Origin of the sequence: Pantoea sp. ME81 (assembly GCF_903970985.1) — a bacterium.
GTDB classification, from domain to species: Bacteria; Pseudomonadota; Gammaproteobacteria; order Enterobacterales; family Enterobacteriaceae; genus Pantoea; species Pantoea communis.
The window spans coordinates 1-10,989 of sequence record NZ_CAJCKS010000160.1 but is presented as its reverse complement, the minus strand read 5'-3'; the positions used below and the strand labels follow the sequence as shown (position 1 = coordinate 10,989).

The following is a 10,989-nucleotide window of genomic DNA, read 5'->3' as shown; positions in this document are numbered from 1 at the left end:
CCTAAGCCCACACTCCCTGTTCAGTGCCACAGTGATTACCCATGTATTCCAGGGCGATCATGTGGATGTGCATCTTGATGCACCAGCACTGGGCAGCGCGGCATTATTTGCGCGCCAATCGGGACTCGAATCCCTGACGCGCTGGCCGGTAGGCAGTGTGGTGGGCGTGAGCGTTGATGATGAAGGTGTTTGTGCGTTTAGCGCGGCGAAGCAAGGATAATCGATGTTACCTGAAATGATGAACGCCGTAATAGCACGCCAGCCCGGCGGTCCTGAAGTACTGGCATCAGTCAGCCGTCCTGTGCCACAACCGGCGGCTGGAGAAGTGTTGATTCGCGTCAGCTGTGCCGGCGTTAATCGCCCGGATATTATGCAGCGTAACGGTATGCCGCTACCGCCAGGCACCACCGATATTCTCGGGCTGGAAGTCTCAGGCACCGTGGTCGCACTCGGCGCGGGGGTCGAATACCCGGCGATCGGGTGCGCCGTCATGGCGTTACTCAACGGTGGCGGATATGCCGACTATTGTGTCGCGCGTGCCGAACTCTGCCTGATCGTCCCGCATACCTTGCCGCTGGATCATGCCGCTGGCGTGCCGGAAGCCGCGTTTACCGTCTGGCACAACCTGTTCGAGCTGGGCCGTCTGCAGCCGGGTGAAACCGTATTGATCCATGGTGCTGCCAGCGGCGTCGGGACCTTTGCGATTCAATGCGCTCAGGCGTGCGGAGCAAAGGTATTCGCCACCGCAGGCGGTGCCGATAAAATCGCCGCGCTACAGCAACTCGGTGTTTGTCGTGCCATTGACCGACATCACGAAGACTTTGTTTCCGTTATTGAGGATGAAACCCAGGGCCGCGGTGTGGATGTGGTACTGGATAACGTGGGCGGCGACTACGTGGCGCGCAACCTCAGCGCTCTGGCACCCGGCGGACGCCACGTGAGTTTGTCGTTTATGCAGGGGGCGAAAATTGAACTCGATTTACAACTGGTGATGCGCAAAGGGTTAAGCCTGACGTCATCCACCTTGCGTCCCAAAAGCGCCGCAGAGAAAGCACGGCTGGCGCAGAACATCAGCAAACACCTGTTGCCACTGATGGCGAGCGGAAAGATTTCCCCGATCATTCATACGACACTACCGCTGGCACAGGCCGCCGACGCCCATCGCATTCTTGAAGCCAACGCCAACATTGGCAAAGTTCTGCTGCAGGTGGCGTCATGATGCAACTCTTCTACGCCAGCACCTCGGCGTATGTACGTAAAGTCATGGTCTGTGCGCAGGTGCTGGGGTTAGCTGACGCGATCGCGTGGCTGGATTCGGCGGCACATCCTGTCGAACGGGATGAACGGATCGCGGCGTTTAATCCTCTGGCGAAAGTGCCCGCATTGCGAACCCATCATGGGCTGTGTCTCTATGACAGCCGCGTCATTTGTGAATATCTGAACACGCTGTCACAAGGCACGCTGTTCCCCGCAACCGGGGATGCACGCTGGCAAAGCCTGACACGACAGGCATTAGGCGATGGCTTAATCGATGCCGCTTTATTGGCACGCTATGAATTTAGCGCGCGTCCGGAAGAGAAACAGTGGCAAAACTGGGCCGACGCGCAGTTAAAAAAAGTCACCGCCGCTCTGGCAGAAATCGAACGACAGGTTTCGCAATTCAGCCAGCAGCCTGATGATATTGGTTTGATTGCGATTGGCTGTGCACTGGGCTATCTCGATTTTCGTTTCGCGACGCTTAACTGGCGTGATAGCTATCCGCTGACTGCCGCATGGTTCGCCCGTTTTGATGCTCATCCGGCAATGGCCGCAACGCGTCCGCACGTTTAATCAGGAGTTTTCATGTCACAGCAAATCTATTTTCTGAATGGACCCAATGCCAATTTGTACGGCCTGGATAAAAACGGCACCTACGGCAGCGAGAGTTTTGTCAGCATCGGTGAACGTTGCCAGCGCCGCGCAGCATCACATGGCGTGGTATTGCACTTTCGTCAAAGTAACCATGAGGGCGTACTGGTCGACTGGATTCAGGAAGCGCGACAAAACGCCGCTGGGCTGATCATCAATGCCGCCGGTTTGACCTACAGCTCAGTGCCAATTCTGGATGCATTGCTGATGTTTGATGGCCCGATCATCGAAGCGCACATGAGTAACATCTGGAAGCGCGAGCCGTTTCGCCATCACTCCATGGTGTCCAAAGCGGCAACCGGTGTGATAGCTGGACTCGGCGTGTTGGGCTACGAACTGGCCATTGATGCGGTGGTTACGCTAATTAAGGCGGATGTGGCATGACAACTCTAGTGTTTTACAGCGAGTTTGACAGTTACTCCGAGTGGTCAGCACTGCTGGCCCCACATCTCCCCGGTGTCACAATTTGCCGAGCAGAGGAGGTTCTGGACGCCAATGACGTGCATTTCGCGCTGGCGTGGAAACCGCCGCACGGTTTTTTTGCCCCGTACCGCAATCTCAAGCTGTTGGTGAATCTCGGTGCGGGTGTTGATTCGCTGGTAGGTCGCGATGACCTGCCGGATATCCCGATTATCCGCCTGTCCGATCCTGATATGGCCAGGATGATGGCTGGCTATGTGCTGTTCGCGGTGCTGCGCTACGCGCGCGACATCCCGGCATTTGAACGGGCGCAACGCGAGCGGCGCTGGCACTACCTTCATCCTCGGGTGCCATCAAGCGTACGGGTTGGCGTGATGGGTTTGGGAGAGTTGGGGGCTTTTGCGGCGCAGGAATTAGCACGGCAGGGGTTTGCTGTGCGCGGCTGGTCACGCTCACAAAAAACCATTGCCGGTATTGAATGCAGCAGCGGGCTGGCATCGCTGGATGATTTCCTCAGTCAGAGCGACATTTTGGTCGTGATGTTGCCATTAACGCCGAGTACCACCGGTTTGCTCAGCCAACAACGGCTGGCGCAACTGCCAAAGGGGGCGGCCTTTATCAATGTGTCACGCGGCGCGATTGTAGATCAGGCTGCGCTGACCTGCGCGCTACAATTGGGAGATATTGCCGAAGCTACGCTGGATGTGTTTGACCGCGAACCGTTGCCGCCGGAAGATCCGTTGTGGCGTATGGAGAATGTGTTAATCACCCCCCATCTGGCCTCGGTCGCCATTCCCGCCAGCGCAGCGTTACAGGTTGCTGAAAATATTCAGCGCGCCGCGCGCGGGGAAGCGGTATCCAATCAGGTGTTCCCGGAACGCGGATACTAAGCGGGTTCAGGCCACGCGCACCACTTGCGGGTCGAAATAGCTCGGGGCTGCCATGCCCGGAATGTATTGATCGGAGATGAACATCTGGCAACGTTCGGCAAAGGCGTTCACCACCATGGATTGCTGGGTGTTAGCCATGGTGGCATAGCCGAGTTGCATCGGCTTGTTCACCCCCGCAAGGCGCACCCGGATCAGTCGTTTGCCATCCTGTGACAGGTGCGCTTTCGGGCGCACGTTGGCAATGCCAAATCCGACGCCGTTGGCCACCATGGCGCGTACCACTTCCATATTGCTCGAGCGCATCACCACATTTGGCGCCACACCCGCTTCACTGAACAGGCCGAGGAAATATTCGCGGCTCCATGGCATATCCAGCAACACCATCGGCATCGTTGCCAGGTCCTGAATGGTTACCGCCGATTGTGTCGCCAATGGATGATGTTCGCCCACCATCACATACGGCGGCAACTGCGCCAGGGATTTAAACGCCACGTCATTGGCCGGCACTAAATCATAAGTGAGGGCGATGTCGATATCTGCCAAGCGTAATTGCTTCAGCAATTGCTCGTGGTTGCCTTCGACGAGGGTGATACGTACGCCAGGAAATGCGCGACCAAAGCCAAACACCAGTTCCGGCGTCAGCATCGGTGCCAGCGTATCCAGACAGCCCACACGCAGCGGACCACGCACGTTGTTGAGTGACTCAGAGGCGATGGTATAGAGATTGTTCATCTGATCCAGAATCAGCTTGGCCTCTTTTAACACTTGATGACCAATAGCCGTCAGGGAGACGCCCTGAGCATGGTGGCGGACAAACAGCTGCACCCCCAGCTCAGATTCAATATGTGTAATAGCTGCGGAAATCGACGGTGATGAAACGTGAATACGTTCCGAGGCACCAATAATGCTTCCGGCCTCACCGGACGCGACAAAGTATTCCAGCTGACGCTGGGTGATGCGACTGAGCATGCAGATTCTCCTGGGATCGCCGACGCGATCATGTCGCGCCAGTCATTCTAATAGTCCCGATGACCCTGCATTAATCATGCCAGAGGCCGGTTAACAGCATAATCGCCTGACCGCTCTGTCACGCCCATTCGCTTCTGCCTCATCACTGGTTAAGAAAATCCGTTGTAAAGCAGCGTCCTTTTTAGCCTCAGAAATTCTGATGCAAGGGCGAGGAAAAGGCTGTTTTACCGAATCACCTCGCGACGGCATTATCCCAGCAACACCAGAAGAGTCCGATAGCACTGTTTTGGTGCATCGCGTTTCACATTGCTGTTACAGCCATTTCATTCATTGGGGACGAGAATATGTTGCGTAAGATTTTTGCCTTAACGTTGCTGACGACGAGTGTATTAACTGCAGGTAATGCAATGGCCGCCGACAAGCTGATTGTCAGCACCTGGGGCGGCAGCTTTAAAGACCTGATTGATGAAACCATCGCCAAAGAGTTCACCAAAGAAACCGGCGTCGAGGTGCAGTTTGTCACCGGCGGCACCATTGATCGTTTGAACAAAGCCAAGCTGGCGGGTGGCACTCCGGAGACGGATGTGACCTTTACCACCGCGCACGTCGGCTATCTGTATGCCAACAGCGGCCTGTTTGAAAAGCTCGATATGAGCAAAATTCCTAACGCGGTGAATCTGGTTGAGCAGGCGAAGGTCAGCCCGTATCACCTTGGCGTGTGGGGCTATGTCTATACCATCGGCTATCGCCCGGATCTGGTACCGAAAGGTGAAACCTTCACCAGCTGGAATGACCTGTGGAAACCAGAGCTGAAGGGCACGCTGGCCCTGCCAGATTGGGACCCAAGCCATATCATTGCCGTTTCCGCCAAACTCTCCGGTGCTGATGCCGCACACTGGCAGCAGGGCGAAGCGAAGATGAAAGCGCTGATCCCGAACATCAAATCCTTCTATACCGATGACGCCAACAGCCAGCAGTTGATCTCCACCGGTGAAACACCTGTGCAGGTGATGCTGTCGATGAATGCCTACAGCATGATGGCCGAAGGGGTGAACATCAAACTGGCAATACCAAAAGAGGGTGCCATTTTGGGTGTGGATACCGTGGGCATCAACAAAGGGACCAAACACGCGGATCTGGCCTACAAGTTTATGAATATCGCGCTGAAACCGGAAATTCAGGAGCAGGTGGCGAAGATCTATCGCGGCAGCCCAACGGTGACCAACGCGCATATCGATCCAGAACTGGCGAAACTGCCTGGCATGTTGACCACGCCTGCGCAGTGGAATGCCACCATCAACACCGATCCGCAATTGCGTGCCGAGAAAACGGCCGAATGGCGTCAGTGGTTCTCTGAAAACATCATGTCTCATTGATTCGTTCATCACGGGCGGCCTCCAGGGCGCCCACAAGCAATACTTTATTCAGGCAGCAACGTCTATGACGAGAAAACCGACATTCTTACCCTGGTTCATTATTCCCGCCACACTGACAGCATTCGGACTGGTTGTGGCCATGTTCGCGGTGATGCAGTTTAGCGTGCGGGCTTATATTCCCGGTTCGCTCGACGTGGGCGGATTTACCCTGGCTAACTTTAACGGACTGCTGAAAAGCATTTACGCCGATGCTTTTATTAACACGGTGATGTTAAGTGCCAAAACTGCCATCTTTGGCCTGCTGATGAGTTACCCATTGGCCTATGCGCTGGTGCGCACGCGCACCACCTGGATCAAATCGACGATTCTGATTATCGCGATTACGCCGCTGTTTCTCGGTGAAGTGGTGCGTACCTACTCGTGGATTATCGTGTTGGGAAACAGTGGCTTCCTGAACAGCCTGCTGCTGGCGCTCGGCATCATCTCAAAACCGATTCAGTTTATGTTCACCCAGAGCGGCGTGGTGGTAGCACTGGTGCACGTCACCATGCCGATCATGGTGCTGATGCTGGCCACGGCGCTGTCGCATATTAACCCTGACTATGAAAAAGCGGCAACCAGTCTCGGTGCCGGACCCGTTCGTACCTTATTGACGGTGACGATTCCACTATCGATCCCAGGTATCGTGGCCAGTCTGACCACGGCATTTGCCTGGACCTTTAGTGCTTTCGCCACGCCTCAGTTGATTGGTGGCGGACGCGTAAGCACCGTGGCAACCATGGTGTATCAGCTTGGTTTCTCGTCAATGAACTTCCCGTTTGCCGCCGCGCTGAGTATTGCCGGCTTGATTCTGACCATCCTGCTGCTGATGGCATTGAAACGCCTGACCCGCTTCCTGCACGCTATGGGAGAACATTAATATGACCCGTTCGATGAACGATAAACTGGTGACGCTGGCCGGACGTTTGCTGGTGGCCGCCATCCTCATTTTTGTCATGCTGCCCACCATTGTGGTGTTTATCTCTTCGTTCAGCAGCACTGCGGTCCTGTTTTTCCCGCCCAAAGGCTGGTCGCTGCGCTGGTTCGAGCGTGCGGTGAATTACGATGATTTTCGTCACGGCTTTTATTCCGGACTGATCGTCACCGCGTGGGCATCTTCGCTGGCAGTGATCATTGGTGCAACGCTGGCGATTGCCATTGAGCGCTATTCCTTTCCGTGTAAGCGCGTACTGGAAGGCATTTTACTGTCGCCACTGTTTATCCCGCATTTCACTATCGGTTTAGGACTGCTGATGCTGGTCTCACAGCTGGGCCTCGGGCGCGGCTATCCGCTGGTGATTTTCTGCCATATTGTGCTGGTGCTGCCATTTGTATTGCGCAGCGTCTACGTTTCGCTCAAGAACCTCGAACAGCGTATTGAAATGGCGGCAGCCAGTCTGGGTGCTTCGCCACTGCGGGTCGTGTGGACCATTACGGTGCCGTTGATTTTACCGGGCCTGTTTGGTGGCTGGATGTTTGCTGCGATTCTCTCTTTTAATGAATTTACCGCGTCGCTGTTTATTACCACCCAGGCAACACAGACCTTGCCGGTCGCCATGTACAACTATGTGCGTGAATTTGCCGACCCAACGCTGGCCGCGCTGTCAGTGATTTATATTGCGGTAACGGCAGCCATGCTGATTATTGCGAATAAGTTTTTGGGCCTTGGGAAGATATTAAACGTTGAAGCCCGCCACTAATCATGAACCTGTGCGCTTTGGTTTTACCGAAGCGCTGAATTAAAAATGCTTGCTTAGCGTTAACACGAACAATGATTACGATGATGAATAACCCATCGCGTTAAAATCTATCTAGGGATTCCACATGTCAGTAGAAAAAATTAATACCGTAATTGTCGGTGCAGGTCAGGCGGGCATTGCAATGAGTGAACATCTTTCATTGATGGGTGTCCCGCATATTGTATTTGAGCGTAACCGCATTGCAGAGCGCTGGCGTTCAGAGCGTTGGGATTCACTGGTCGCCAATGGCCCCGCCTGGCACGATCGTTTTCCTTCAATGAAATTCGATAATATTTCTCAGGAAGCTTTTCCTCCTAAAGAGCGCATGGCTCAATATTTCGAAGATTATGCCAAAATGCTCAATGCGCCGGTGCGCACTGGCGTTGAAGTGCATCAGGTTGAACGTCTGCCGGGACGTAGCGGCTTCAAAGTGCTGACCTCTATGGGAGAATTTGAAGCAGATAATGTGGTGGCGGCAACAGGGCCGTTCCAGAAGCCTTCATTCCCGCAAATCGTGCCGGACAGTGCCAACCTGCATCAGATTCATTCCTCTTCCTATAAGAACCCGCAGCAGTTGCCAGAAGGCGGCGTGCTGGTGGTGGGCGCGGGCGCGTCAGGCTCACAAATCGCGGAAGAGCTGGGTAAAACGGGCCGCAAAGTCTATCTGTCGGTCGGCGAACATTATCGACCACCACGCTCTTATCGTGACCGAGATTACTGCTGGTGGCTGGGTGCTTTAGGCTTGTGGGATGAAGTGAAAATCAAGCCGAAAAAACAGCACGTTGCCTTTGCCGTGAGCGGCTATGAAGGCGGTAAAACGGTTGATTTTCGTCGTCTGGCTCATATGGGCATTACCCTGGTGGGTATTACTCAGCAATGGGATAACGGCGTGTTGAGCTTTGCTGATGGCCTGGCTGAGAATATTGCAGAAGGTGATAAAGCTTATTTCGACGTACTACGTGATGCCGATGCTTATATCGAGCGTAATGGTCTGGATCTGCCGCTGGAGCCACAGGCCTGGGCGTTATTATCCGATCCAGAATGCCTGATTAATCCTTTAACACAATTAAACCTGGCCGAGGCCGGTATCACCTCTATTATCTGGGCGACAGGGTTTAAATTTGATTTTAGCTGGTTGCAGGCGGATGCATTTGATGAGAAAGGCGTGCCTTTCCATAAGCGTGGTATTTCTGCGGAGCGGGGTATTTATTTCCTTGGTTTACCGAATCTGGTGAATCGCGCCTCCTCCTTTATTTATGGCGTGTGGCATGATGCAAAATATATTGCCGATCATATCGTGCTACAGAATGCCTATACCGACTACGAGAAATCGTAAGTTATCTGTGTGTGTATTTGCGTGATCGCAGGCGGCTAAATGTTATTTTGTTTAGCCGCTTTTTTATCAGGTGGAAAAGTGACCATTACCTGTATTGAAGAATTACGGCAACTGGCACGTAAACGCGTGCCAAAGATGTTTTATGACTATGTCGATGCAGGTTCCTGGACGGAATATAGCTATCGCGCCAACGAAGCTGATCTACGCCGCATCGAATTTCGTCAGCGTGTCGCGGTGGATATTGCGGAACGCAGCACGGCAAGCCGAATGATGGGGCACGAGGTCGCGATGCCGGTGGCGATTGCCCCCACCGGGCTGACCGGCATGATCCATCCCGATGGTGAAATTCATGCGGCACGCGCAGCCAAAAAATTCGGCATTCCTTTCACGCTCTCTTCCATGAGCATCTGTTCGCTGGAAGCTGTGTCGCAGGCCACGCAGGGACATCCATTTTGGTTTCAGCTGTATGTATTACGTGACCGGCAGTTTGTGGCAAATCTGATCGATCGCGCTAAAGCAGCTAACTGCAGCGCGTTGGTGGTGACCATGGACTTGCAGGTCTTTGGTCAGCGCCATAAAGACATTAAGAATGGCCTTTCCACGCCGCCCAAAATGACCCTGCGCAATGTGCTCAATATTGCCACTAAACCGCGCTGGTGCTGGCAGATGTTGAATACCAGACATCGTAATTTTGGCAATATCATCGGGCATGTAAGCGGTGTGGATAACATTGACTCGATGGTGGAGTGGACGGCACAGCAGTATGACCCGCGGCTCTCCTGGAAAGATATCGAATGGATTAAACGGCACTGGGGCGGCAAGTTGATTGTGAAGGGCATAATGGATGCCACTGACGCGCAACTGGCGATCGAAGCGGGTGCCGATGCGTTGATTGTTTCCAACCATGGTGGGCGTCAGCTGGACGGCGTGTCTTCGTCAATTACACTGCTGCCGGAAATTGTGGCGGCGGTCGGCGATCGAATAGAAGTGCATTTTGATGGCGGCATTCGTTCCGGGCAGGATGTATTAAAAGCCATAGCGTTAGGCGCCAAAGGCACTTATATCGGGCGCAGTATGCTGTATGGATTGGGGGCGCTAGGTGAAGAAGGGGTGACCACAGCGCTAAGCATCATCCGTAACGAGTTTGATCTGTCGATGGCGTTTTGCGGCAAAACCGGTGTAGCGGATATTGATGGCGGGATTTTACGCGTGCGCTGAAAGACGGGGGAAATAGCGGGAGGCTAGTCATCCTCCCGCCGCGTCATTAAAACACTTCATCCAGCAATTGATACAGGCGTTTGAAGGCACGCTGCGTCACTTCCGGATGATACTGCGACACGCCAGCATTATCGGCTTTCGGATCGGTGAAGGAGTGCACCGCACCGGCAAAGCTCACCAGCTGCCAGTCAACGCCCTTGCTGTTCATCTCATTGGCGAAGGCGGCTAACTGCTCGCGCGGCACCAGGGGATCGGCCGCGCCATCCAGCACCAGCAGTGAAGCCTGAATAGTATGACTGTCATAAGCGCCCTGGGTATCCAGAGTGCCGTGGAAAGAGGCGGCCGCTTTGATATCCGCGCCGCTGCGTGCCAGCTCCAGCACGCAGTGGCCGCCGAAGCAGAAACCGATAGCCGCTACCTTATCCGCATTAACGGGAGCCGTAGTTTGCGTGCGCAATGCGCTGAGCGCCGCCTGCATGCGCGCCACTTCGGCGGGGGTGTCTTTCACTGCCATCATCATCGCACCCGCTTCTTCGCCGTTAGTGGGGCGTTGACCCTGACCGTACAGGTCAGCCACCAGCACCACATAGCCGTGGGCAGCAATGGCTTTGGCTTGTTCAGCAGCATCCGCGGTAGCCCCCATCCAGTTGGGCGCAATAACAATGCCCGGTTGAGCAGGGTTATTATCAGCCTGATAAACTAAATAACCTTCAAATGTCTCGTTGTCCACGGTGTAAGAAAGGAATGAAGACTGGATATTGCTCATTAATTAAGCTCGCTTATTTTTATTAGCAGATGAAGCCACGACGTTACCGACTATTTTAGATTTAGCAATTGCATGCTGGACTCACCGCACCAAATGTCTAATGTCATATTTAATATTTCACTTCAGCATTAAATTTCTGCCATTTTTGGCTGGGCTTTTCCTCCGCCAAGCGTGCTAAGAAAACTGAGCAGGGTGAATACCGTCATAATGCTCACCATGATCCAGGGCGTACCGTTGTTAAGCCCTGCCAGCAGCAGTGAGGAAACAATGATCAGTTGAAGAGCCAGCTGGCGCTGAACTCTGGTAGCATCCTGGGGCCGCGCTTTTG

General features: G+C 54.1%; 13 protein-coding genes. 10 read left to right on the top strand and 3 right to left on the bottom strand.

What is annotated here, in order from left to right; genetic code table 11:
- From H7A81_RS21810 to H7A81_RS21790, 5 genes are all read left to right on the top strand, one after another.
- A partial coding sequence (locus H7A81_RS21810; RefSeq protein WP_182058703.1) for a TOBE domain-containing protein occupies nucleotides 1-220 on the top strand: 220 nt, incomplete at its 5' end.
- 3 nt (nucleotides 221-223) lie between these two features.
- On the top strand, nucleotides 224-1,219 hold the full coding sequence (locus H7A81_RS21805) for an NAD(P)H-quinone oxidoreductase (protein WP_182058702.1): 996 nt from the start codon (nucleotides 224-226) through the stop codon (nucleotides 1,217-1,219).
- The gene (locus tag H7A81_RS21800; protein ID WP_166934647.1) at nucleotides 1,216-1,830 is read left to right on the top strand and encodes a glutathione S-transferase N-terminal domain-containing protein; all 615 of its coding nucleotides are present in this window, start codon (nucleotides 1,216-1,218) and stop codon (nucleotides 1,828-1,830) included. The genes H7A81_RS21805 and H7A81_RS21800 overlap by 4 nt, the downstream gene beginning before the upstream one ends.
- A gap of 12 nt (nucleotides 1,831-1,842) precedes the next feature.
- A complete protein-coding gene (locus H7A81_RS21795; RefSeq protein WP_045815582.1) occupies nucleotides 1,843-2,292 on the top strand; it encodes a type II 3-dehydroquinate dehydratase in 450 nt (149 codons plus the stop codon).
- Nucleotides 2,289-3,218, top strand: coding sequence for a glyoxylate/hydroxypyruvate reductase A (locus H7A81_RS21790; RefSeq protein ID WP_182058701.1), 930 nt, complete (start codon nucleotides 2,289-2,291; stop codon nucleotides 3,216-3,218). Before H7A81_RS21795 ends, H7A81_RS21790 begins: the two co-directional genes overlap by 4 nt.
- A 6-nt stretch (nucleotides 3,219-3,224) precedes the next feature.
- Here the strand turns inward: H7A81_RS21790 and H7A81_RS21785 are convergent, their stop codons facing one another.
- The gene (locus H7A81_RS21785; protein ID WP_182058700.1) at nucleotides 3,225-4,187 is read right to left on the bottom strand and encodes a LysR family transcriptional regulator; all 963 of its coding nucleotides are present in this window, start codon (nucleotides 4,185-4,187) and stop codon (nucleotides 3,225-3,227) included.
- A 344-nt stretch (nucleotides 4,188-4,531) separates the two neighbouring features.
- Here H7A81_RS21785 and H7A81_RS21780 point away from each other — a divergent pair, with 344 nt between their 5' ends.
- From H7A81_RS21780 to H7A81_RS21760, 5 genes are all read left to right on the top strand, one after another.
- Nucleotides 4,532-5,563, top strand: coding sequence for an ABC transporter substrate-binding protein (locus tag H7A81_RS21780; protein ID WP_058961376.1), 1,032 nt, complete (start codon nucleotides 4,532-4,534; stop codon nucleotides 5,561-5,563).
- Nucleotides 5,564-5,627: 64 nt separating this feature from the next.
- Entirely contained in the window at nucleotides 5,628-6,482 is an 855-nt protein-coding gene (locus H7A81_RS21775; protein ID WP_182058699.1) for an ABC transporter permease, read from the top strand.
- Nucleotide 6,483: 1 nt separating this feature from the next.
- Nucleotides 6,484-7,302, top strand: a complete 819-nt coding sequence (locus tag H7A81_RS21770; protein WP_058961378.1) for an ABC transporter permease — start codon at nucleotides 6,484-6,486, stop codon at nucleotides 7,300-7,302.
- Nucleotides 7,303-7,426: 124 nt separating this feature from the next.
- Nucleotides 7,427-8,677, top strand: a complete 1,251-nt coding sequence (locus H7A81_RS21765; protein ID WP_182058698.1) for an NAD(P)/FAD-dependent oxidoreductase — start codon at nucleotides 7,427-7,429, stop codon at nucleotides 8,675-8,677.
- Between the two features lie 78 nt (nucleotides 8,678-8,755).
- Complete coding sequence (locus tag H7A81_RS21760) at nucleotides 8,756-9,895, top strand: alpha-hydroxy acid oxidase (protein WP_255479017.1); 1,140 nt, start codon at nucleotides 8,756-8,758, stop codon at nucleotides 9,893-9,895.
- Nucleotides 9,896-9,941: 46 nt separating this feature from the next.
- Here the strand turns inward: H7A81_RS21760 and H7A81_RS21755 are convergent, their stop codons facing one another.
- Entirely contained in the window at nucleotides 9,942-10,661 is a 720-nt protein-coding gene (locus H7A81_RS21755) for a dienelactone hydrolase family protein (protein WP_182058696.1), read from the bottom strand.
- 128 nt (nucleotides 10,662-10,789) lie between these two features.
- On the bottom strand, nucleotides 10,790-10,989 hold a 200-nt coding region (locus tag H7A81_RS21750; RefSeq protein ID WP_182058695.1), incomplete at its 5' end, for a hypothetical protein.

Excerpts from the sequence above, each read along its gene's own strand:
- H7A81_RS21805 (WP_182058702.1), top strand. The coding sequence starts at position 224 with ATGTTACCTGAAATGATGAACGCCGTAATAGCACGCCAGCCCGGCGGT.
- H7A81_RS21800 (WP_166934647.1), top strand. The coding sequence starts at position 1,216 with ATGATGCAACTCTTCTACGCCAGCACCTCGGCGTATGTACGTAAAGTC.
- H7A81_RS21795 (WP_045815582.1), top strand. The coding sequence starts at position 1,843 with ATGTCACAGCAAATCTATTTTCTGAATGGACCCAATGCCAATTTGTAC.
- H7A81_RS21790 (WP_182058701.1), top strand. The coding sequence starts at position 2,289 with ATGACAACTCTAGTGTTTTACAGCGAGTTTGACAGTTACTCCGAGTGG.
- H7A81_RS21785 (WP_182058700.1), bottom strand. The coding sequence starts at position 4,187 with ATGCTCAGTCGCATCACCCAGCGTCAGCTGGAATACTTTGTCGCGTCC.
- H7A81_RS21780 (WP_058961376.1), top strand. The coding sequence starts at position 4,532 with ATGTTGCGTAAGATTTTTGCCTTAACGTTGCTGACGACGAGTGTATTA.
- H7A81_RS21775 (WP_182058699.1), top strand. The coding sequence starts at position 5,628 with ATGACGAGAAAACCGACATTCTTACCCTGGTTCATTATTCCCGCCACA.
- H7A81_RS21770 (WP_058961378.1), top strand. The coding sequence starts at position 6,484 with ATGACCCGTTCGATGAACGATAAACTGGTGACGCTGGCCGGACGTTTG.
- H7A81_RS21765 (WP_182058698.1), top strand. The coding sequence starts at position 7,427 with ATGTCAGTAGAAAAAATTAATACCGTAATTGTCGGTGCAGGTCAGGCG.
- H7A81_RS21755 (WP_182058696.1), bottom strand. The coding sequence starts at position 10,661 with ATGAGCAATATCCAGTCTTCATTCCTTTCTTACACCGTGGACAACGAG.